This is a genomic window from Pandoraea sputorum (assembly GCF_000814845.2).
GTDB classification, from domain to species: Bacteria; Pseudomonadota; Gammaproteobacteria; order Burkholderiales; family Burkholderiaceae; genus Pandoraea; species Pandoraea sputorum.
The window spans coordinates 703,328-724,453 of record NZ_CP010431.2; the positions used below are offsets into that span (position 1 = coordinate 703,328).

Annotated in this window: 22 protein-coding genes; 10 read left to right on the top strand and 12 right to left on the bottom strand. The window is 64.0% G+C overall.

Going from position 1 to position 21,126, the window contains the following annotated elements; all coding sequences use genetic code 11:
• The first annotated feature begins 66 nt into the window (after window positions 1-66).
• Window positions 67-438: a hypothetical protein gene (locus NA29_RS03220; protein WP_072633185.1), complete on the top strand. Its 372-nt coding sequence runs from the start codon at window positions 67-69 to the stop codon at window positions 436-438.
• Window positions 439-493: 55 nt separating this feature from the next.
• Here the strand turns inward: NA29_RS03220 and yfcF are convergent, their stop codons facing one another.
• Window positions 494-1,165, bottom strand: a complete 672-nt coding sequence (gene yfcF, locus NA29_RS03225; RefSeq protein WP_039395705.1) for a glutathione transferase — start codon at window positions 1,163-1,165, stop codon at window positions 494-496.
• Between the two features lie 202 nt (window positions 1,166-1,367).
• Here yfcF and NA29_RS03230 point away from each other — a divergent pair, with 202 nt between their 5' ends.
• The 6 genes from NA29_RS03230 to NA29_RS03255 all read left to right on the top strand — a co-directional run bounded on the left by NA29_RS03230 (window position 1,368) and on the right by NA29_RS03255 (window position 7,898).
• Entirely contained in the window at window positions 1,368-2,267 is a 900-nt protein-coding gene (locus tag NA29_RS03230; protein ID WP_039395707.1) for a LysR substrate-binding domain-containing protein, read from the top strand.
• Window positions 2,268-2,372: 105 nt separating this feature from the next.
• A complete protein-coding gene (locus NA29_RS03235; RefSeq protein WP_039395710.1) occupies window positions 2,373-3,293 on the top strand; it encodes a LysR family transcriptional regulator in 921 nt (306 codons plus the stop codon).
• 210 nt (window positions 3,294-3,503) lie between these two features.
• On the top strand, window positions 3,504-4,367 hold the full coding sequence (locus tag NA29_RS03240; protein WP_039395713.1) for a VOC family protein: 864 nt from the start codon (window positions 3,504-3,506) through the stop codon (window positions 4,365-4,367).
• 19 nt (window positions 4,368-4,386) lie between these two features.
• Complete coding sequence (locus NA29_RS03245; protein ID WP_052252483.1) at window positions 4,387-5,151, top strand: class II aldolase/adducin family protein; 765 nt, start codon at window positions 4,387-4,389, stop codon at window positions 5,149-5,151.
• Between the two features lie 99 nt (window positions 5,152-5,250).
• Complete coding sequence (locus NA29_RS03250; RefSeq protein WP_039395716.1) at window positions 5,251-6,591, top strand: MFS transporter; 1,341 nt, start codon at window positions 5,251-5,253, stop codon at window positions 6,589-6,591.
• A 179-nt stretch (window positions 6,592-6,770) separates the two neighbouring features.
• On the top strand, window positions 6,771-7,898 hold the full coding sequence (locus tag NA29_RS03255; protein WP_039402208.1) for a porin: 1,128 nt from the start codon (window positions 6,771-6,773) through the stop codon (window positions 7,896-7,898).
• Between the two features lie 106 nt (window positions 7,899-8,004).
• Here the strand turns inward: NA29_RS03255 and NA29_RS03260 are convergent, their stop codons facing one another.
• Window positions 8,005-9,054: an aldo/keto reductase gene (locus NA29_RS03260; protein ID WP_039395719.1), complete on the bottom strand. Its 1,050-nt coding sequence runs from the start codon at window positions 9,052-9,054 to the stop codon at window positions 8,005-8,007.
• A gap of 404 nt (window positions 9,055-9,458) precedes the next feature.
• Here NA29_RS03260 and NA29_RS03265 point away from each other — a divergent pair, with 404 nt between their 5' ends.
• On the top strand, window positions 9,459-10,445 hold the full coding sequence (locus NA29_RS03265) for an AraC family transcriptional regulator (protein ID WP_084103423.1): 987 nt from the start codon (window positions 9,459-9,461) through the stop codon (window positions 10,443-10,445).
• Here the strand turns inward: NA29_RS03265 and NA29_RS03270 are convergent.
• The 5 genes from NA29_RS03270 to ku all read right to left on the bottom strand — a co-directional run bounded on the left by NA29_RS03270 (window position 10,442) and on the right by ku (window position 14,685).
• Window positions 10,442-10,744: a type II toxin-antitoxin system RelE/ParE family toxin gene (locus NA29_RS03270; protein WP_072633186.1), complete on the bottom strand. Its 303-nt coding sequence runs from the start codon at window positions 10,742-10,744 to the stop codon at window positions 10,442-10,444. The two genes, NA29_RS03265 and NA29_RS03270, sit on opposite strands and share 4 nt — an antisense overlap.
• A gap of 3 nt (window positions 10,745-10,747) precedes the next feature.
• Window positions 10,748-11,053 (bottom strand): type II toxin-antitoxin system RelB/DinJ family antitoxin, encoded by a 306-nt coding sequence (locus NA29_RS03275; protein WP_039395723.1) that lies wholly within the window; start codon window positions 11,051-11,053, stop codon window positions 10,748-10,750.
• Window positions 11,054-11,174: 121 nt separating this feature from the next.
• A complete protein-coding gene (gene ligD, locus NA29_RS26465) occupies window positions 11,175-12,236 on the bottom strand; it encodes a DNA ligase D (protein WP_306592189.1) in 1,062 nt (353 codons plus the stop codon).
• On the bottom strand, window positions 12,187-13,659 hold the full coding sequence (gene ligD, locus NA29_RS26470) for a non-homologous end-joining DNA ligase (RefSeq protein ID WP_306592190.1): 1,473 nt from the start codon (window positions 13,657-13,659) through the stop codon (window positions 12,187-12,189). The genes ligD (NA29_RS26465) and ligD (NA29_RS26470) overlap by 50 nt, the downstream gene beginning before the upstream one ends.
• Before the next feature lie 9 nt (window positions 13,660-13,668).
• Entirely contained in the window at window positions 13,669-14,685 is a 1,017-nt protein-coding gene (ku, locus tag NA29_RS03285; RefSeq protein ID WP_039395726.1) for a non-homologous end joining protein Ku, read from the bottom strand.
• Between the two features lie 172 nt (window positions 14,686-14,857).
• On the opposite strand from ku, the gene NA29_RS03290 reads away from it, so the two are divergent.
• On the top strand, window positions 14,858-15,562 hold the full coding sequence (locus tag NA29_RS03290; protein WP_072633187.1) for a hypothetical protein: 705 nt from the start codon (window positions 14,858-14,860) through the stop codon (window positions 15,560-15,562).
• A gap of 40 nt (window positions 15,563-15,602) precedes the next feature.
• Entirely contained in the window at window positions 15,603-15,854 is a 252-nt protein-coding gene (locus NA29_RS03295; RefSeq protein ID WP_039395729.1) for an MJ0042-type zinc finger domain-containing protein, read from the top strand.
• Between the two features lie 42 nt (window positions 15,855-15,896).
• Here the strand turns inward: NA29_RS03295 and NA29_RS03300 are convergent, their stop codons facing one another.
• The 5 genes from NA29_RS03300 to NA29_RS03320 all read right to left on the bottom strand — a co-directional run bounded on the left by NA29_RS03300 (window position 15,897) and on the right by NA29_RS03320 (window position 21,074).
• Entirely contained in the window at window positions 15,897-16,838 is a 942-nt protein-coding gene (locus tag NA29_RS03300; protein ID WP_084104139.1) for a 2-hydroxyacid dehydrogenase, read from the bottom strand.
• 119 nt (window positions 16,839-16,957) lie between these two features.
• Window positions 16,958-18,301, bottom strand: a complete 1,344-nt coding sequence (locus NA29_RS03305) for an MFS transporter (RefSeq protein WP_039395732.1) — start codon at window positions 18,299-18,301, stop codon at window positions 16,958-16,960.
• A gap of 110 nt (window positions 18,302-18,411) precedes the next feature.
• Window positions 18,412-19,629 (bottom strand): 3-hydroxybenzoate 6-monooxygenase, encoded by a 1,218-nt coding sequence (locus tag NA29_RS03310; RefSeq protein WP_039395736.1) that lies wholly within the window; start codon window positions 19,627-19,629, stop codon window positions 18,412-18,414.
• 94 nt (window positions 19,630-19,723) lie between these two features.
• The gene (gene maiA / locus NA29_RS03315) at window positions 19,724-20,365 is read right to left on the bottom strand and encodes a maleylacetoacetate isomerase (protein WP_039395739.1); all 642 of its coding nucleotides are present in this window, start codon (window positions 20,363-20,365) and stop codon (window positions 19,724-19,726) included.
• 10 nt (window positions 20,366-20,375) lie between these two features.
• Entirely contained in the window at window positions 20,376-21,074 is a 699-nt protein-coding gene (locus tag NA29_RS03320) for a fumarylacetoacetate hydrolase family protein (protein WP_039395742.1), read from the bottom strand.
• Window positions 21,075-21,126: the final 52 nt, after the last annotated feature.

Genomic DNA, 21,126 nt, shown 5'->3' on the forward strand with positions numbered 1-21,126 from the left:
TCAGGATCGAGGGCGGCGACCTTCGCAGACGTTCCGCCCGTAGATCAAGAATGGGAGAGGAGGCAGATGAAGTCGACAACGATTCGAATGTTGCGCGCGTATCTGATCGTGGCCTCGCTGGGCGCTGTGTGCATCGACGCCTGTGTGGTCATTGCCATGCTCATCTTCGATGTGCCCGAGCGTGTCTTCACGTCGGCCGACTTTCGCATTGCGATGGCGGCGTCTTTGCTGCTGTTGTTGCTGGCGGCACGCTCGCTGGCGTCGACCGCGTTTCGGGCGGCGCTCGCCAGTCGGCATGTCATGTTCAATGGCGTTGAACGTGCCGATGGCCCGCGCCGCACAGACAGCGTCGCCTTGCGCGACGACTGCCCGCACCGTCTGCTGGTGCTGCTCCACATCCGCATCCACCGTCAGCAACTGGCGATGGTTGCCGCCTGACGGCGAAGCGGATACCTCGACCGCCACGGCGCATCAGTACCCGCATCAGTACCGATCAGGCAGCCTTCCCGTCCACCAGATCGCATTCGCGCGGCGGACGCGTCATCGCAATCCACTCCTGCACCGCCGGACGCAGAAACTGACGGCGCGCATATTCGGCCAGCGCAGGCGGTACGACGTCGTCGTTATAGACCAGACGATTGAGCATGACCGCGAGGTCGACGTCGGCAATGCACCACTTGTCGAACAGCGACATGCGTGCGTCGGGCAGCAGGCTCTCGGCGATGGCGATCAGCTTGCTCGCCGCAGCGTAGCCCACGTCGGTCAGCGGCGCATCGGACGGGCCGTAGAAGATCACCTGCGTCGAACGATCCTCGCGCAGCGCACCAAGATCGCTGCGCAGCCATGCCTGTACCTGACGGGCACGCGCGCGATCGCGAACGTCGGCCGGATACACCGGCACGTCGGGTGAGATCGTTTCCAGATATTCGATGATGGCGGACGATTCGGACAACGTGAAATCGCCATGCACGAGCGTCGGCACACGACGTGTGATCGACAGGTCGGCAAAGCCGCTTTCGTGATGCGCGCCCTGATCGAGATCGACGGTGCGCAGATCGAACGGAATACCTTTCTCGCGCAGCGTGACGAAAACCGACAGCGCGTAAGGGCTGGTGAACTGGGCGTCGACGTAAAGCGTGAACGAGGCGGGGGCAGCGGCTGACACGATGGGCTCCTGAAGGGATTGTGCGCGGGGCGAAATTGCCCGCGGATGCTTATGTTGCCGTACGTTCGTGGTGATAAGCTACTGCACAAATCGATGGCAAGCTGTGAGCCAGATTCACAGCTTGCCGCGCGCTTTCGCATGCTTTTGCGCACCGATCTGTCCCCAATATTCGCCCGCACGCCAACCCGATATTCCCTGAATCATGAACGCCGAACCTCGCGCCCGTCCGCCCCTGGCGAACCTGGAAACCGTTTGTCTCGTCGCTCGTCACGGCTCGTTCACGGCGGCCGCCGAAGCGAGTGGCCTCACGCACGGAGCCATCAGTCGTCGGGTGGGGGCCGTTGAAAACTGGCTCGGCTGTGCGTTGTTCGAGCGTCATGGGCGAGGGGTGAGCCTGACGTGCGACGGTCAGCGCTTTCTGGGCCGCATCGAACATGCCTTCGACGTGATCGACGCGGCTGCCGACCAGTGGCATCAGGCGCGCAAGGCCCCGGCGGTGCGCCTGAGCGTGGTGCCGTCGTTCGCCAAGCTGTGGCTGCTTGAGCGCCTGCAATCGCTCGAAGGGGGCAACCCGTTCATAGACATTCAGGTGACGACCGAGCATCGCAATGCCGATGTGGGCGCGGGCGAAGTGGACATCGCCGTGCGCTACGGCCGGGGCGGGTGGGCGAGCGTCGAGTCGGAACCGTTGATGCGTGAGACGCTGTACCCGGTGGCCTCACCCGAGATGGCGCTGCGTCTGAAGGGCGCGAGTGTGTCCGAGATGCTAACGATGCCCTTGCTGCACGACTCCGATCTCACGGGCTGGCGCGCGTGGTGCGGTGCCCATGGCGTGTCGCTGCGACCGCGTGCGCGTGACCGTCGATTCGAGGATTACACGGTGGTGCTTGCGGCGGCCGAAGCGGGGCTGGGCATTGCGCTTGTACGGGCGCCGCTGGCGAGCGAATGGATGGCGCGCAGCCGTCTCGTGCGACTGTCGGACGCCGAAGTCGTCTGCCCGTTGCAGTACCACGTGGTGACGGCCAAGCGCGAGAAGCGTCCGGAAGTGCTGGAAGTGATCGCGCGTCTGCACGCGCTGGCGCGCGAGGATGCGCGCACGTAAATACCATGAACGCGGCCGTGCGCGGCGCAGGGGTTTCCCGCACTGCGCGTGCTGCTGAGGGTTGCCTAAAATGCGGGACGCTTCTTGCAGGACTGCCTGGCAGAGATGAACTTACGCTCGCTCGATCTGAATCTGTTGCTCGTGTTCGAGTCGCTGCTGCGCACGCGCAGCACGACGGTCACCGCCGAGGAACTGAACCTCACGCAATCGGCGGTGAGCAATGCGCTCAAGCGTCTGCGGCTCGCCTTCGGCGATCCGTTGTTCGTCAAGACACCGCAAGGCATGCTGCCGACCGATCTCGCCGCATCGCTGGCGCCGCCGGTCACTGAGGGACTCGGCCTGATTCGCGGCGCCGTCGAGGCGCCGCAGGACTTCGTCCCGGCCAATGCGCAGCGCACGTTCCGTCTTTACCTGAGCGATATCGGCCAACTGATCTTCATGCCGAAGCTCATGGCGACGCTCGCTGTCGAAGCGCCCGGCGTTCGCATCGTCACGGTCGACACGACGCCGCGCGAAGCGCAGAACGCGATGGCGATGGGCGACATCGATCTCACGCTCGGTCTGTTCACACGCTTCTCGTCCGGCTTCCATCAGCAGCGCCTGTTCCGCGAGCACTATGTGGCCCTCGTGCGCGAAGGGCATCCGACGATTCGCGGCGAGCTCACGGCCGAGACGTTCCTTCACGCGGCACACGCCGTCTACCGTCCGACGGCCGGTCATCACGACGTGTTCGAGACTGCCGTTGAGCATTGGTTTGCGCAGTCGGGGCAGCAGCGTCACGTGGCGCTGCGCATGGCGCACTCGATGGGACTCTCGGCGCTGATCGCCGCGAGCGATCTTGTGGTGTGCGTGCCGACGCGTCTGGGGCGCGCCCTCAAGGCGGCCGCGGACCTGCGCACTTACGCGCTGCCTTTCGACGGCCCCGAGTTCGACATCTCGCAACTCTGGCACGAGCGCTTTCACACCGACGCAGGCCATCGCTGGCTGCGCAGCACGATCTTCCGCCTGTTCCACGGCGAAGACTGATCTCCCGCCTGCCTGACCTCACACGTTCGCTGCGCACGCGTGCGCGGCACCGTCGCGCTCGCATGCTGCACCCCCAATTCACGGCGTAAATACCGCGCATTTACGCAATTTGTTGGCGTCATGCGACGCCGGTCCTTATCGTATCTCTCACGACATTTAAGTCATCGGACGCACGTCCGGGACACGAACAATATCCGCAGGAGACAAGCGGTGATCAATCTGCACGACATTCGTTACGTGCGGCTGGGGACGCGCGACCTCGAAGGTGCGACACGCTATGCGCGCACCATTCTCGGGTTGCAGGAAGTGCGTCGGGAAGCCGGTTTCGTATTCCTTCGCAGCGACAGCCGCGATCATTCCGTGTGCTACTTCGAGGGCGACCCTGCCGACCATACGGTGGCGTTCGACGTCGCGAGCGATGCGCATTTCGACGCCGCAGCCGCACAACTCGACGCCATGCACATCGAGTTCCGACGCGGGACGCGCGACGAGGCCGACCTGCGCCGCGTGGCCGATTTCCTCACGTTCCGCGATCCCACCGGCAACCAGATCGAACTGGTATTGCGCGCAGCGCAGACCGGACGCGGCTATCACGGCGAGCGCGACGCGGGCATCGATTCGTTCAGCCACGTGGGCTTGTGCACAACGGACGCGCGCCGCGACGAAGCCTTCTGGACCAGCGTGTGCAATGCCCGTGTGTCGGACCGTATCGGCGACGCACCGCTGCTGCGTATCGACGACGTCCATCACAAGATCGCGCTATTCCCGGCAAAGCGTGCGGGCATTCAGCACGTGAACTTTCAGGTGAACGGCATCGACGACCTGATGCGCTCGTGGTACTTCCTGCGCGAGCAGGGCGTGCCGATTCGCTTCGGTCCGGGGCGTCACCCGACTTCGCACGCGATGTTCCTGTACTTCGCGGGCCCGGACGGCATGGTCTACGAGTACTCCACCGGTGTGCGCAAGATCGCGCCGGAAGACGAAGCCACTTACGTGCCGCGTCAGTTCCCGTTCGATCCGACCGGGTTCTGCATGTGGGGCGCGAAGCCCGAGATCCCTGAGTTTTCGTCCTGACCTGCTGGCGGGTATTCCCATGACACAAGTTACGTTCGATGCCGCCCGTCACGGCGGCATTGCCGACATCGACCGCGCGGTGCGCGTGGCTGCCCGCACGCTGGCACGCGCCGGACTGGCGCATGCGTACGGGCATTGCAGCGCGCGTCTCGATGCGGACCGCTTCGTCGTCTGCGCCGCACGTCCGATGGGGCTCATCGGCATCGGCGAGACGGGCACTGTGGTGCCGATCGACGGCCCGCTGCCCGACGGCGTGCTCGGCGAAGTCCGTCTTCATCAAAAGATCTATCGCTCGCGTCCCGACATCGGTGCAGTTGCGCGCACCATGCCGCCCAAGACCATGTCGCTGTCCACGCTGCGCCGCACGCCGCGCGCGCTGCACGGGCCGGGCACGTACTTCGCTCCCGGCGTGCCGCTGTGGGACGACCCGCAACTGATTCGCTCCGACGAACAGGCCGCTGCCGTGATCGCCACGATGGGCACGAACGCCGCTGTCGTCATGCGCGGCAACGGGGCCGTCGTCGCCGCCGACACGCTCGAAGCGATGGTCGCGCTCACGTGGTACCTCGAAGACGCCGCGCGCGTGGATCTCGACGTGCTCGCGCTCGAAGCGTCGCTACCGGCCGCCGTGCTGAACGACGACGAGTGCCGCGCGCGCGCAACGCGCTCGGGCCGGATCATCGAGCGCATGTGGGAGTACCTGTCGGCGGGCGACCCGGAGTTGCCCGGCGACGCTGCGCTCCCGTCTTCATTTTCGTCACACCCTTCACACGACCGTTCTTGATGTAATCGCCCCCAACCGGCTGCGAGCCCTTGCACAGAGCGTCGTCGACAGACGCCACGGCCCGCTGCTCTCGCGGTAGTTACCGCACAGGAGACAGACATGGAAATATCCGCTTTGATGAACCGCAGAGGCATCACGCCATTTCAATGGCGCGTGATTGCCCTGTGCTTTCTGATCGTCACACTCGATGGCTTCGACACGGCGGCCATCGGCTACCTCGCACCTGCCATTCGGAGCGAATGGGCGATGGCGACGACCAGTCTCGGCACGGTGTTCGGCGCGGGCCTCGGTGGCCTGATGCTCGGCTGCTTCGTGTTCGGGCCGCTCGCCGATCGCATCGGCCGCAAGCGCGTGCTGATCCTCTCCGTCATTCTGTTCTCGCTCGGCAGCATCGCCTCGGCCTATGTGAATAGCCCGACGGAGCTTGCGGTGCTGCGCTTCATCACCGGCATTGGTCTGGGCGGTGCGATGCCCAACGCCATCACGCTCAGTTCCGAGTATTGCGCCGAGCGCATGCGCTCGCTGCTCGTGACGGCCACCTTCTGCGGCTTCACGCTGGGCTTCGCCATTGGTGGCGAAATCGTCGCGCAGACGTTGCCGCACATCGGCTGGCGCGGCGTGTTGATCGCGGGCGGCGTAGTGCCGATTGCCTTCGTGCCGGTGCTCATGCGCTGGTTGCCGGAGTCGATGCGCTACCTCGCGGCGCGCGGCGACCGTGCCGATCAACTGCTGGAAATCGCCCGTCACATCGACCCGCAAGTCACGCGCATCGACCCGGAGGTGACGCCTGCCGGGCAGACGAATTCGGCGGTGGGCGGTCTGTTCACGCGTCGATACATCATGGGCACGCTGCTGCTCTGGGCGACGTACTTCTGCACGCTGTGCGCGTTCTACCTGCTCACCAGCTGGCTGCCGCTGGTCGTAAAGGATTCCGGCTACACGCTCGCGGAAGCGGCGCGTATCGGCGCGATGTTGCCGCTCGGCGGCACCGTCGGCGCAGTGATGATCGGCTTCGCGATGGACCGCACGAGTCCGTATCGCGTGTTGGCGGCGTCTTACGTGATGGCCGGTATCGCGCTGTGCGTGCTGGGCGCGGTGACGCACCAGTCGGGCTGGCTGATGTTCGTCGTCTTCCTCGCAGGCTTCGGCATTGCAGGATCGCAGACTGGCGCGAACGCCCTGACGGCGGCGTACTACCCGACCGCCTCCCGTGCGACGGGCGTGGCCTGGGCACTTGGCGTCGGCCGTCTCGGCTCGATCCTCGGATCGAGCCTGGGCGGTGTGCTGATCGCCTCGGCGTCGAGCACGGCGCAGGCGTTTCAGATCGTCGCGATTCCGGCGTTTCTTGCGGCGGCGCTCATGCTGGTGATGCGACGTCGCGTGGGGCGCAGTGGCTCGCTCGCCGCATCGGCGACGCAGCCTGCACCGGGCACCGTCTGATCCTGACCTGAGCACAGATTGATCCCCTTACGGACGCACGCCGAACCTCCGGCGTGCGTCTGCGAAGTACCCGCCGTAGCCGCACGTCCCCCGACGGCGACGCGGCGGCGCTGCAACTGACCGGCACAGGTCAGGCCACCACACGTATCCATGGAGACATCACCGTGATCCACAAGGGACTGCCTGCGCTTGCGCTGGCTGCAGGCCTCGCATTGGCCACTACTTCCGCTTCGGCCCAGAGCGTGACGCTCTACGGCATTCTCGACACCGGCATCGAATACATCTCGCATGCCGGACCCAACAACAGTTCGCTCGTACGCATGCCAGCCAATACCGGTTCGCTGCCGTCGCGCTGGGGCCTGCGCGGTGACGAAGACCTTGGCGGCGGTCTGCACGCGCTCTTCATGCTGGAGAACGGCTTCAACGTGCGCGCGGGCGATTTGAATCAGGGCGGACGGTTGTTCGGGCGTCAGGCGTGGGTCGGGTTGTCGAATCAGTACGGCACGCTGTCGTTCGGCCGGCAGTATTCGATGACGTTCTGGGTGATGAGCGACGCCGACATTCTCGGCCCGGACCTGTACGGCAGCGGCTCGCTCGATAACTACATCCCGAATGCGCGCAGTGACAACACTGTGGCTTACAAGGGCGTGTTCAGCGGGCTTACCGTCGGCGCGACCTACTCGTTCGGGCGCGACAGCGGCGGCACCGGCAACTCGCCCGGACAAGGCACATGCGCCGGTCAGACGCCGGGTCAGATGACGGCCTGCCGTCAGGTCTCCGCGATGCTGAAGTACGACACGGCGTGGTTTGGCGTGGCGGGGGCGTGGGACGAGCAACGCGGCGGTGCGGGCGCTGCGGCGAGCTTCTTCAATGGCGCGGCGGCGGTGCCGCTGACCAGTTCGTCGGACAAAGACACCCGCTGGCAATTGAACGGCTATGTGAAGGGCGGCAACTGGAAGGCGGGCGCGGGATGGTTGGGACGTCGCGTGCAGACCGCCTCAGCCGCCGTCGCCGATGTGAATTCCGACATGTTCTACGTCGGGGCGCTGTATCAGTTCTCACCGGCGTTTGCCGTCGATGGCGAAGTCTTTCGCATGTTGAACGCCCGTCAGAACGCGCGTGCGACGATGGCCACGTTGCGCGGCACGTACTTCCTGTCGAAGCGCACCGCCGTGTACACGCAAGTCGCCTGGCTGGGTAACAGCGAGCATGCGGCTTACTCGGTCAGTTCCGGCGGGGCAGGGGGATCGCCCACGGCGGGCACGAGTCAGTTGGGTGTGAACGTCGGCATGCGCCACACGTTCTGATCGCATGAAACGGAAACGGCGCACTGTGTTCGCAGTGCGCCGTTCCTCATTCCTTCATCCCTTCAATCTTTCATTCCGAACGCCGAAGACGTTCGGTGCCGATCGCTTAGAGCAGGCCCGCTTCGGCGAGTTGCGCACGACGCGGATCGCCCTGACGCGAAAGCATCCAGCCCGGGTACTCGCTGGGCAGCGCGCTCGCGGCGTTGATCGCCGACAGTTCGCGCTCGCTGAGCGTGACGCGCGTGGCGGCGATGTTGTCGTCAAGCTGATCGGCGCGCTTGGCTCCGATGATGACCGTCGAGACGACCGGCTGCGCGAGTAGCCAGGCGAGCGCGATCTGCGCGACCGACACGCCCTTTTCAGTGGCGATGCCACGCATCACGTCGATGACGTCGTAAGCACGCTCGACATTGACCGGCGGGAAGTCGAAGCTCTGGCGGCGTGCGCCGTCTTCCGACTGACCGTCACGCGTGTATTTGCCCGAGAGCAGGCCGCCCGCTAGCGGGCTCCACACCATCAGACCGACGTTCTCGCTACGCAGCATCGGGACGATTTCGCGTTCGAGATCGCGCCCGGCGACGGTGTAGTACGCCTGAAGCGACGCAAAGCTCGCGAGGTTCAGGCGTGCCGAGATGCCTTGCGCCTTGGCGATCTGCCACGCGGCCCAGTTCGAGACGCCGATGTAGCGCACGTGGCCCTGACGCACCAGCGTGTCGAGCGCGCTGAGCGTCTCTTCGATGGGCGTGACCGGGTCGAAGCCGTGCACCTGATACAGATCGATGTGATCGAGTTGCAGGCGCTTGAGGCTGGCCTTCACGCCGTCCATGATGTGATAGCGCGACAGGCCGCGCGAGTTGCTGCCCTGTGCGCCGGTGACGCCGAAGACCTTGGTGGCGACCACCACGCTGTCGCGCGGCACGTTGAGGTTGCGCAGGGCTTGGCCGGTGAGCATCTCCGACTGGCCTTCCGAATAGACGTCGGCGGTGTCGATGAAGTTGATGCCCGCGTCGAGTGCGCGACCGACGAGCGCGTCGACATCGTTCTGCTGCAATTGGCCGATCTTGCTCCACAGGTCGCCTTGTCCGCCGAAGGTCATCGTGCCGAGGCACAGTTCCGAGACGAAGAGGCCGGTGTTGCCGAGTTTCCGTTGTCGCATTGCATCGCTCCGTTGAGTGGCTGCCCGTCGCAGGTGGCCGTCGGTGAGGGAGACGGTGTGCACGGGATGGGATGCATTATGCGTCGCGGGGCATCAGGCAAGCAGTACCTGTTCCTGCACATTTCCTGCCTGATTCTGCAATCGGAGGCGATGGTGGGTGTCGCTCGACCTGTCGTGCGACGAAAAAGCCTTGTCGAACATGACGGTAAGGTGGCATGGGACTGACTGGGTTTGTCACCGGACGATCGGCTGCGCAGGCCTAATCTTGCCGGATTCTCCGGAATTCATGCCTGATCGTGTGGATGTATTTCCAGAGAATCAGGCAACTTTTTATGACAGGCGTATGCTTCGGTTCATTGTGGCCGGGGATGTCGGAGACGGCCAGCCTGATTCGAGGACTTGCCATGCATCTCGTCAAAACATCGCCACCCACATCGCTGCACGACGTACCGCGGCAAGACGGTCACGCTGACGATCCGTCGCACGCCGCCCGCGCGGAGCTGGTGCATCTGCTCGAACGCGCGACGCACGGGTTGGAAGGCACGGCCCCCACGGCGGTAGACGGTTTGATGGTGCATCGCATCCTGCATCCGGGCGGGCCGAGGCCTGCGTTGCAGCAACCTGCCTTCGCCGTGATCGCGCAGGGGGAGAAGCGTTTGCAGATCGGCGAAGCGCACTACGCGTACGACCCGATGCATTACATGGTGTCGTCAGTGCACTTACCGGTGGTGGCGCAGGTGTCCGGGGCGAGCGAACAGTCGCCTTATCTGGGCATGCGTCTGAATCTGGTGGCGGAAGACGTTACGTCGCTGATCGGCGACGAGCATCTGCCGCCACCGGCCCCGTCGCCGTGCGGGCGCGGGTTGTACGTCAATCGGCTCGACGCCGCGTTGCTCGACGCGGTGTTGCGTCTGCTGCGACTGCTCGATGCCCCGCGCGACATTCCGATTCTTGCGCCGATGATCAAGCGCGAGATCATCTACCGGTTGCTGATGAACGGGCAGGGAGTGTTGTTGCGTCAGATGGTGATGCAGGACAGCCAGATGAACCGGATCGCGAATGCGGTGCGGTGGTTGCGCGACCATTATGCGCAGCCGTTGCGCGTGGAATCGCTGGCGCAGGAGGTGCATATGAGCGTGTCGTCGCTGCATCACCACTTCAAGCTGGTGACGGCGATGAGCCCGTTGCAGTATCAGAAGCAGTTGCGCTTGCAGGAAGCACGTCGTTTGATCTTCGTGGCGGACGTTGCCGTGTCGTCGGCGGCGCAGGCGGTGGGTTACGAAAGCGCATCGCAGTTCAGCCGCGAATACGCCCGTGTCTTTGGCGAAGCGCCTCTGCGCGACAAACGTCGGTGGTTACAGGATGGGGATGTGGGCGCGCCGCGGGGCTAATGGTGCGGCCCGGTAGGTGCGTCGCCTGGCCACATTTGGGCGTTGTGGAAAATGCGGAGGACTCGAATGCGAGTGGGTAGCGCGCGATACGCGGCGATATAAGGCGTTCGCGTGATTACAAGTTCTCGGGTTCCACGGATACTTCCGGGTCGTCCCGCTCGCGGGAAACGTAACAGTGAGAGAAGTTGCTGGTTGATTCGGGAGTCGATCCAGATCGCCGCGTTGGGACTGCGTTGCTCAACAAAGTCATAAATGTCGCTACGGTCTTGAATTGCATGTTGGGACCACTCCAATTTCACTTCTCACCTTTTTTTCGATATGCGTTTTCGCGTTGCTTCGCGACGAGCAGCGAAGTGTGATTCGACGTCATCGTGAGCGATTGCCGGACGCGTATCTTCGAGCGCTTCCAGCACTTTCTGTCTGACCCATGCATCGTGTGCGTCCGGATCCGCAGCGAAGCCAAACGGTAGCGCACCTTCGTTCGCAATACGTGTGAGTAAAATCCGAACTACATCCGAGACCGTCAAACCCATCTTGTCGAGTACCGCCGAGGCGCGCTCTTTTAGCGCCGGATCGATACGTGCCTGCACCAGTGCACTTGCTGCCATGACAAAAACTCCTTGCGATTTGACTGCCTGAAATTGTAATTCAATTGAATGACAGTCTGCCTGCGCGAAAACACTACGGCCAGTGCGGTAGAGCGTTGGGGAGGTCAACGCCACGTGCATTTCACCGCCCTAGCCGATCCAGCATCGTCTTCGTCACCCGCTGCTGCGATGCCTTTATGTAATCCGCCCACGGGTCTTCTTTCAGTGCGGTGAGGCGGTCGAGGGCGTTTCGCACGGTCCAGGCGTCGGCACCGGGCAAATCGGACAATTCCTCCCAATGGACCGGCATCGATACGGCCATGCCTTCCCTCGCCCGGGCCGAGTACGCGCACACGGTCGTCGCCCCCCGGTAGTTACGCAGATAGTCGATGAAGCACTTCCCCACGCGATGTTTCGGTCCCATCGTCGCCGTGAATCGGTCGGGAAACACGTGCGCCATATGCTTCGCGACGGCTTCCGCGAACCCCTTCGCGAAGTCCCATTCGTGACGTCTCGCTAAGGGTGTCACCACGTGCAGTCCTTTACCCCCGCTCGTCTTCACGAAGGCTTTCAGCCCCAGTTCTTCCAGCAGTCCGCGAATGAGTTGCGCGCCTTCCACGATCTGCGCAAACGTCACCCCTTTACCGGGGTCCAGATCGAAGATCACGCGATCCGGACGCTCGATCAGATCGCTGCGCGCATTCCACGTGTGCAACTCCACCGAACCCATCTGCACGGCCCCGACGAGTCCGCGCGTATCGTCGATCTGCATCAGCGGTTCGTGGTCCGGATCGAGCGCCGGATCGAGCATATGGACGCCGGTGATCGTCTTCGCCGCATGCTTCTGGAAAAACATCTCGCCACCGATGCCTTCCGGCGCGCGCAGGACAGCGACCGGCCGGTCGGCAAGGTGCGGGAGCATCCAGTGGCTGACGGCGTCGTAATACTCGGCAAGCTCGAGTTTCGTCACGCCCGAGTGCGTGTCCATCACGCGTTCGCCGTGTGTGATCTTCACCGGAAGTGCGGACGATTTCTGCATGGACGGCATCTCCTTCGATGAATCGACGGCACCGCTGCGGCGCGTCTCGCGGCGAATCTCCTTCGCCGGTTTGTCGGTGCGCATGGCATGGAACGACGCCTGACGCACATGGCCGTCACGCGTCCACTCGGCGAAGCGAACTTCTGCGACCAGGGTTGGACGCACCCAATGCACACGCGCTTGCCCTCCCGGACGTGGCGCGGGGACAGCGGGGGCGGGGCGTCTCGATTGCGTTGAGTTGCTTGCGCATGCGCAGCAGCGCTCCGGTGTCGAAGCCGGTGCCGACCTTGCCCGCGTAGCGCAGCGTCTTGCCATCATCGTCGTAATAACCGAGCAGTAGCGCGCCGAATCCCTGCCGCGAGCCGGAAGGTTCCGTGAACCCCACTACGACGAACTCCTGACGTTGCGCGCACTTTAGCTTGCGCCATGCGTCGCTGCGACCGTCGACGTAGGTCGAGTCGTCGCGCTTGACCATGATGCCCTCGAGGCCCGCTTCGCATGCGCCGTGCCAGAGCGCACCGAGATCGCCCGAGATAGGTTGAAGGACCCGCACGGCATCCGTCTCTTTGCCTTCAAACACACTCGCGAGCCTTGCCTGACGCTCATGCAACGGCGCATCGCGCAGATCCTTCCCGTTACACCACGGCAGATCGAAGACGTAGATGACGATGACGCTCTGGGTGTTTTCGTCGAACGCCCGTTGCAACGCCTGGAAGTCCGGCAAGCCGTGCTCGTTTGTGACGACTGCCTCGCCATCGAGCCACGCGTTCGGAAGGCCGCGCTCACGCAAGGCGGTGACTGCGGGTTGGAAGCGGTGCGTCCAATCTTGCCCTGAGCGTGTGAAGACGCGAATGTCGCTGCCCGCGATTCGGATCAGGACGCGATATCCGTCGAGCTTCAACTCGGCGTGCCATCCTTCCGATGAGGGCGCTTGATCGACAAGCGTCGCCAGCATCGGACGCATCTCGTCAGGCGGTTTCTTTGATGATCTGCGAGATGGCGCAGGCTTAGACGTCGGCGATTTGGCACGTGCTGATGCATGCCCATCGTCATGCCGGTGAATCAGCAACCATTGCGGCTGACGCGCGGGCTTATCGGTGCGCACCAGCGTCCAGTGACCGCTGAGTCGTTCGCCGTGTAATGTGAACGACAGCTTGCCATGCGCGTAATCGCGCGATGCATTGCCGTCGGGTATCCAGATGCCTCGATCCCAGATGTCGACGTGTCCCGCACCGTAGTTGCCAGCGGGGATGTCGCCTTCGAAGTCGGCGTAAGCGAGCGGATGGTCCTCGACCTGAACGGCCAGTCGCGGGCGGTTGACATCCGGACTCGGTTGCTTGGGCAATGCCCATGAACGCAGGGTGCCGTCGAGTTCGAGACGGAAGTCGTAGTGAAGATGGCTGGCGTCGTGGCGTTGGATGACATACCGCAGCGCATGCTTCCGGTCTGAGCGCTTGCCGCGCGGCTCGGGCGTGGCGGAGAAGTTGCGTTTCGCGTCGTAAGCCGCGAGCGGATCGGCGGATTCGTGGCGGCGCCGCGGCTTCGCGCTTGTCGCTATGGCCGCCTCATCTGAGTCGCGTCTCGGCATCGTCGTCCCTCACTTGGCCTTGGTGGATTTGGTCGACTTGGCGCGCTTGGCCGATGTCTTTTTTGCCGCAGTCTTCTTAACCGTCCTGCCATCCGCAGCCTTAGTCGCCGCTTTAGTCGCTGCCTTTGCCGACGCCGTTGTCGACGCCGTTGTCGACGCCTTACGCGCCTTCGCAGGTTTCTCCTCGACATCCTGCGCGTCGACCGTCACTGCGTCCCGTTTGCCCTTCGTCCCGAGGCTCTGCCTGAGCAGTGCCACCAGATCGGTAACGTTTGCATTGTTCGCCAGCTTCGGTGCACTCGCTTCGATCTGCGCGACCTCGCGTGTCTGACCGGACGCGATCTTGCGGTCGATGAGCGCCTTGAGGTCGTCCTGAAACGTGTCGTGATAATCGCCGGGACGCCACGGTCCGGACATCTCGTCGATCAGTCGGATCGCCATATCCAGCTCGCGCTCGCCGGGCGCGGCGAGCTTCTGCAACTTCTCCTTCGTCAGCCCGACCTCGGCCGGATCGCGCATCTCGTCCTGCCATCTCAGCGTGTCGAGTACGAGGGCGTCGCCCGCTGGCGCGAGCACGGCAAGATGCGCACGCGTGTGCATCACCACGCGCGCGATGCCGAGCTTGCCTGCCTTGATGAGCGCCGCGTGTAGCAACGCGTAGGCCTTCGCGCCGCCACGCTCGGGCACAAGGTAGTAAGGCGTGTCGAGATACATGAAGGAGACGTCCGTGGCGTCGACGAACGCGAGAATGTCGACGGTCTGCGTCGCAGTCGGATTGGCCGAGCGGATCTCGTCGTCGCTGAGCACGACGTAGTTACCTTTCTCGTACTCGAAGCCGTGCACGATCTGGTCGCGCGGCACTTCCTTGCCGTTTTCCTTGTTCACACGCTTGTAGCCGACCGGCGACATGGTGCGCTTGTCGAGCCAGTCGAGATCGAGTTTGTGTGTCGTCGAGGCAGGAAACAGGGTGACGGGGACGTTGACCAGTCCGAAGCTGATGGCACCCTTCCAGATTGCGCGAGCCATAGATGCTCCCAATGGGGGGTAATGTTGCGATTCTTGCAGGACAGTTCAGGTTCCCGTGCATTGATTTTCTCAATGCCGATGACCGTGCCATAAGGATTCCTTGATGAAACGAAGCCGCCGGGCGTTTATCCCACTGGAATCGATGCATGACATCAGCAAAGGGAGATAGGCGATGGCGATGATCGTGGCAGGGCGATTCACGACGTTCGATCAGGCGAATCTGGTGGCCAGCCGGTTGTATGACCGGTCGTTTCGACCATCCGACGTATCGGTGTTCTTTCTGAATCCCACTGGCCAGCACGCCAGGTTTCCGATGGGCGGCGATGTGGATGCCGACGCTGCGGCGCGTCCGGCGAGCCGAGGGGCTGCGCAGGGTGTCGTCGCGGGTGGGGCCTTCGGGCTCGCGATGGGGGCATTGCTATACGTCGCGATCTGGCGTTTCTGGCTCGTCCCTGTCGTCGGCATGATGGCGGGGGCCTATCTGGGCGCATTTCTCGGTGCTTTGCGACGCATGCAAAGCCGTGAGCGCGTGTCGGCCAGGCAGGCAGGCATGCGAGACGCCGGGGTGATGCTGGCCACGCACGTTAGCGAGTCGACGGCGGATACGGCGATTGCCGTGCTGCGCGATGCAGGCGCGGCGGAAATCGAGCAGGCGAACGGTGTGTGGGAAGGCGGAGAATGGCGCGACTTCGACCCGGTGCAGCATGCCCATCATGCTCAGGATGTGCCGTCGGCGCGCGAGGTCGAACCCCGCGCCGAGCCGACCATTGGCGTGGCGGCCAATGAGCGCAGTACGCGGGACGGGCAGGAAGGCAAGGAGGGCCGCGAACGCCGCGACGAGACTCGCGTGCGTCCCCGGCGTACCGACTGGTTGTAGAATCGACGACGTCCCTTGATGACCGTTCAGGAGGCTGACAATGCTGTCGATCCATACCGGTTTCGTCGTTTGCCCGACGTGCAAGTCGCGATTCGCCGTGGCGGCCAGTGAGCCGACCGTTCAGGCGCTCCATGACTATCTTCATTCGGATGCCGAAGTGAAGTGCCCGACCTGCGATACCGTCTTCAAAACGGGCAGCGCTAAGAGCAGTATCGAGTTCGAGCCCGTCAACGACGGGGAGACGTTGTCGCCGTCTCCCGAGCGGAGCATCGACGGACTCGATAATCACTGAATCTTTGCGCGCGGGTCACCGCAGGTCACACGCGTCAGCGGCTCACAGCGGCGTCATCACCGGCTCGCCCGCCTGATAGCGGCGGGTATTTTCCATGAACATCGAAAGGGTAGCGGCTTCCGCTTCCGGCGAGCGGCCTGCGACGTGCGGGCTCAGCACGATGTTCTGCAAGTCGATGAGTGCGGCGGGCGGCGACGGCTCGCCTTCGTAGACGTCCAGCCCGGCGCCAGCGATCACGCCGTTGCGCAGTGCATCGGCAAGCGCTGCGGTGTCGACGACGCTGCCGCGCCCCAGATTGACGAGAAAGCCGTCTTTGCCAAGCGCGCGCAGCACGTCGGCATTGATCATGTGATGGGACTCCGCGCCGCCCGGTGCCGTCACTACGAGAATGTCGGCCCATTCGGCCAGTGCCGTCACGCTGTCGAAGTATTGATAGTGCGACGGGAGGTCGTCGCGACGGTTCCGGTTTCGGTAGCCAATCTGCATATCGAAGCCTTCACCGCGGTTGGCGAACTGACGACCGACTGCGCCGAGGCCTACGATCCCGAGCTTCTTCCCGGCCACACCGGGCTGCATGGGCAGCGCGTCGCGCCAGATGCCCTTGCGGCACGCCGCGTCATATTCCGGAATGCGACGAATCGCGGCGAGCAGCAGGGCAAAGCCCTGATCCGCCACGGTCGGTGCATTCGCCCCCGCGCCGTGCACCACCACGATGTTGCGCGCGCGCATCGCCGGAATGTCCAGATTCTCGTAACCGGCACCGAGTGCGCTGACCAGCTCAACGTTCGGCAAATGTGTCAGCTCGGCGGCACTCATGCCGCGTGAGCCGTTGGTGAGTACAAAACGCACGCGCTCACCCTCCGGTCCCCAGCCTTCCGGCGTCGGGTGGTGGCTCGGGCGATAGATCACTTCGAAACGGGTTTGCAGTTCGGACAACTGCTCGGGATGCATCGGGATGATGACCAGCAAGGGGGGCAGCGACACCTTCAATCTCCGTCAGAGGAATTTGGACCGACGGCGACAGGTGGGCAGGCACCGCGATTCGCCGTCAGTCGACACTCTATCCCTATCCGCGACGGATTGCGCGGCGCGTCAATGCCGGATCAGGCCACCGCTTCGACGGCGAGCACGGCTTGCCGGTGGCGAATGCGACCGAGCGTGAGCATCGTGAGACCGGCCAGCACTGCAGGCACACCGATGGCAGCGAACAACGCGGGCATCGACCAGCCCATCGCGAGCATCGACGCGCCCCCAACCGACCCGACCACCGAGCCCATGCGCCCGACACCGTTCGCCCAGCTCACGCCGGTCGCGCGGCAATCCGTCGGATAAAACTCGGCGGAGAGTGCATTGGCGCCCACCTGTCCGCCCGATACGCAGAACCCGGCCCAGAACACGGCGACCGAAGCGAGTACCGGCGAACTGGCCAACGGGCCGACGGCAGCTACGCACACGCCTGCCAGTACGTACGCGGCAGCGAGCACGTAATGCGGATTGAAACGGTCCATCAGCCAGCCGAGCACGATGGCGCCGAGCGTGCCGCCGACCTGAAACATCGCCGTGACGATGGCCGCGTTACGCAGCGTCAGACCGTTGGTGCGAAGCAATGTCGGCAGCCAGCTCGAAAGCAGATAGATCACCAGCAGGCTCATGAAGAACGTCACCCAGAAGAGCAACGTGCCACGTAGCAGTTCCGGCTTGAAGAGGTGCCGCACCGGCGACGTGGTCGACGCCTTCATCGCTACATTGAACGTTGCTCCGCGCAGATCCTCATGCGGCGCGATGCGTTGCAGCGACGCGGCCACGCGCTGCGGCGACTTGCCTGCCATCACGAGATAGCGCACGGATTCAGGCAATACGCGGATCAGAATGACGCCGAGCACGATCGGCATCACGCCCCCCACAATCAGCACCGAACGCCAGCCGAACGCTTCGATCAGGCCTGCCGAGGCGAGGCCGCCCAGGGCGGAGCCGAGCGTGAAGCCGCAGAACATGGTCGTCACGAGGAACGAACGACGCGAGTCGGGGCAGTATTCCGACGTCAGCGTGATCGCGTTCGGCATCGCACCGCCGAGACCGAGGCCTGTCAGGAAGCGCAGCGCGATGAGGTGCCACAGATCCATCGACCAGGCCGATGCGAGACTCGCGACGCCGAAGAACAGCACCGAGAAGATGAGGATGGTCTTGCGTCCGAGCTTGTCGGCGAGCGGGCCGAACAGGAACGCTCCGGCCATCAGACCGGCAAGTCCGGCGCCGAACAGCGGGGCCAGATGCGCGGGCGTGAGTGACCATTCGGCACGAATCGCGGGGGCGATGAAGCCGATGGCGGCGGTATCGAAACCGTCGATGGCGACGATCAGAAAGCACAGAACGACGATCATCATCTGAAACGGCGAGATGCGATGCCGATCGATGAACGCCGTCACGTTGATGGGATTCGCTGGCATGGGGTGTCTCCTCTAAGGTGCCAGAAGCCGCGCGAGCGCAGGCTAGCAGTCGCGCGATGGGCCCACGCGGTAGATTTTTTTGTTCCGCGTGGGGTATTGCGGTTACCTGTTCATGCGTCGGCCAGCCACGGGGTTTGCGACAGGCAGTTCTCAGCACGCCAGCCGTGCAGCCATTGCAGGGCGTCGTAGAACTGCGTCTGCGTGCGGCCTTTCCACAGCGAGTTGCGCACCCAGCGGTCCACGCCCTTGGCGTGATAGACGCGGCCCATGTCGCGTGCGCCGTAAAGCACACGCGCGGTGCGCGCAATGCGGGCGTGTTCGTAGCGACGGAAGGCCTCGGTGAAGTCACCGTTCGCGGCCGTGTAGGCGGCACCCAGCGTGACGGCGTCCTCGAGGGCCTGACACGCGCCTTGCGCGATGTACTGCGTCATCGGGTGCGCAGCGTCGCCGAGGATCGTTGCGCGGCCAAAGCTCCACTGTTCGACCGGGTCGCGGTCGGCGGTGGCCCAGCGACGCCACGACGTCGGACGGTCGAGCATCTGGTGCGGCAACGCGTCGATGCCTTCGAAGTACGACAGCACTTCTTCCTTGCTGCCGTCGCGCACACCCCACACTTCCTTCTCGCGGCTATGGAAGGTCACGACGAGGTTGTATTGCTTGCCGCCGCGCAGCGGGTAGTGCACGAGGTGGCAGTTCGGACCCGCCCACACGACCGGCGCGTTGACCTGCAAGTCCGTCGGCATGTTCTCGACATCGACCACGGCCCGGTAGACCACATGGCCCGTCACGCGCGGCTCGTCGCCGATCAGCACGGCGCGCACGGCGGATTTCACGCCATCGCAGCCGATCACGGCGTCGGCGGTGTGACGCTCGCCATGCTGGTCGATGACGGTGACGCCATACGCGTCCTGCTCCAGCGACACGACGCGGGTGGCGGTGCGGAACTGAATGAGCGGATTGCGTTGTACGGCTTCAAGGATCGACAGATGGATATCCGCGCGATGGATCACGGCGTACGGATTGCCGAAGCGTTCGCGATACGGCGCGCCTACGTCGACTTCCGCGATGATGCTGCGGTCGATGGCGTCGCGCAGCGTGATGTGGTCGGTGAAGACCGAGCGTGCGCGCGCGGCCTCGCCGACGCCGAGCGCATCGAGTGCAGCGAAGGCGTTCGCTGCCAACTGGATGCCCGCACCGATTTCGCCGATGGTCTCGGCCTGCTCCAGCAGCTCGATCTGCACGCCCTGATTGGCGAGCGCGAGCGCGGCGGCGAGTCCGCCGATACCACCGCCGACGACCAGCGCTTTGGGTTGATGGGATTGCGTCATGCTTGTCTCCTCGGGCAGTGCCTGCCCTCCTGCTTTTTCATTCACTTGCGGCGCACGCGGCCAGCGTCGTGTGAGGACGCTGGCTTCACTTGCATCACGCCGAGTAATCCGGTTGACGGCTGGGGGCCGCCGCAAGAAATGCCGGATGCGTCTCCGCCAGCGCGAACACCGCCATCGCACGCGGATACGGCGACAGATCGCAACCCATACGCTGTGCATTGGCGATCTGCGGGATCAGGCAGACGTCGGCGAGCGTGGGCGTGTCGCCGAAGCACCATGCGCCGTGCCCGTACTTCACAAGCAGACGCTCGACACCTGCCATACCTTCGGCGACCCAGTGGCGATACCACGCGTCCTTCTGCTCGGCCGACAACCCGAGAGGCCCTTGCAGATACTTCAGGATGCGCAGGTTGTTCACCGGGTGGATGTCGCAACTGATGAGCATCGATAGTTCGAGCACGCGGGCACGCGCTTCGATGTCCTGCGGCACCAGACGCGCTTGCGGATACTTCGCGTCGAGATAGTCGATGATGGCGAGCGACTGACCGAGCGAGACGTCGCCGTCGACCAGCGCGGGCACGACGGCCGAGGCGTTCACTTCGTCGACATACGGCTGTGCGCGATGCTCACCGACGCGGATGTTCACCGCAATGGTGTCAAACGCAAGTCCCTTGAGTGCGAGGGCAATGCGCACGCGGTACGAGGTCGAACTGTTGAAAAAGCTGTAGAGCTGCATGACCGTTGCCTCAGACCACGCGCACCGTGATCTCGCCGAGACCTTCCACGGCCGTGACCATCGTCTCGCCTGCCTTGACCGGGCCGACACCTTCCGGGGTGCCCGTGTAGATCAGGTCGCCCGGTTCCAGACGGAAGAATTGCGACAGGTACGAGACCGTCTCGGCCACGGACCAGATCAGATGCGTGACATCGCTCTTCTGCTTCTGCGCGCCGTCCACGGTCAGTGAGATCGCGGCCTTTTCGACATGACCGACGCTGGAGACCGGATGAATCGGGCCGATCGGCGCCGACGCATCGAAGGCCTTGCCGATTTCCCACGGACGGCCCATCTCGCGCATCTTCATTTGCAGATCGCGACGCGTCATGTCCAGACCGACGGCGTAACCCCAAACGTGTTCCAGCGCCTGATCGAGCGGAATGTCCGAACCCGCCTTACCGATCACGGCGACCAGTTCGGCTTCGTAGTGGTAGTTGCTCGTCTGCGCCGGATACTTCAGTTCCAGCGTGTCGCCGTATGCGACCGGCAGCACTGCGTCGGCGGGCTTGCAGAAGAAGAACGGCGGTTCGCGGTCCGGATCGAAGCCCATCTCGCGGGCATGGGCGGCGTAGTTGCGGCCCACGCAGTACACGCGACGCACGGCGAACTGATCGTTGCTGCCGACAACGGGAATGCCGACGACGGCGGGCGGAGTGAAGACGTAGGACATGGTGATGGACTCAACTAATAAGGTGGAGGGGCGATGACCTCGCGCGTGCCAT

Excerpts from the sequence above, each read along its gene's own strand:
- NA29_RS03220 (WP_072633185.1), top strand. The coding sequence starts at position 67 with ATGAAGTCGACAACGATTCGAATGTTGCGCGCGTATCTGATCGTGGCC.
- NA29_RS03230 (WP_039395707.1), top strand. The coding sequence starts at position 1,368 with ATGAACGCCGAACCTCGCGCCCGTCCGCCCCTGGCGAACCTGGAAACC.
- NA29_RS03235 (WP_039395710.1), top strand. The coding sequence starts at position 2,373 with ATGAACTTACGCTCGCTCGATCTGAATCTGTTGCTCGTGTTCGAGTCG.
- NA29_RS03245 (WP_052252483.1), top strand. The coding sequence starts at position 4,387 with ATGACACAAGTTACGTTCGATGCCGCCCGTCACGGCGGCATTGCCGAC.
- NA29_RS03250 (WP_039395716.1), top strand. The coding sequence starts at position 5,251 with ATGGAAATATCCGCTTTGATGAACCGCAGAGGCATCACGCCATTTCAA.
- NA29_RS03260 (WP_039395719.1), bottom strand. The coding sequence starts at position 9,054 with ATGCGACAACGGAAACTCGGCAACACCGGCCTCTTCGTCTCGGAACTG.
- NA29_RS03265 (WP_084103423.1), top strand. The coding sequence starts at position 9,459 with ATGCATCTCGTCAAAACATCGCCACCCACATCGCTGCACGACGTACCG.
- NA29_RS03275 (WP_039395723.1), bottom strand. The coding sequence starts at position 11,053 with ATGGCAGCAAGTGCACTGGTGCAGGCACGTATCGATCCGGCGCTAAAA.
- ligD (WP_306592190.1), bottom strand. The coding sequence starts at position 13,659 with ATGCCGAGACGCGACTCAGATGAGGCGGCCATAGCGACAAGCGCGAAG.
- ku (WP_039395726.1), bottom strand. The coding sequence starts at position 14,685 with ATGGCTCGCGCAATCTGGAAGGGTGCCATCAGCTTCGGACTGGTCAAC.
- NA29_RS03290 (WP_072633187.1), top strand. The coding sequence starts at position 14,858 with ATGGCGATGATCGTGGCAGGGCGATTCACGACGTTCGATCAGGCGAAT.
- NA29_RS03295 (WP_039395729.1), top strand. The coding sequence starts at position 15,603 with ATGCTGTCGATCCATACCGGTTTCGTCGTTTGCCCGACGTGCAAGTCG.
- NA29_RS03305 (WP_039395732.1), bottom strand. The coding sequence starts at position 18,301 with ATGCCAGCGAATCCCATCAACGTGACGGCGTTCATCGATCGGCATCGC.
- NA29_RS03310 (WP_039395736.1), bottom strand. The coding sequence starts at position 19,629 with ATGACGCAATCCCATCAACCCAAAGCGCTGGTCGTCGGCGGTGGTATC.
- maiA (WP_039395739.1), bottom strand. The coding sequence starts at position 20,365 with ATGCAGCTCTACAGCTTTTTCAACAGTTCGACCTCGTACCGCGTGCGC.
- NA29_RS03320 (WP_039395742.1), bottom strand. The coding sequence starts at position 21,074 with ATGTCCTACGTCTTCACTCCGCCCGCCGTCGTCGGCATTCCCGTTGTC.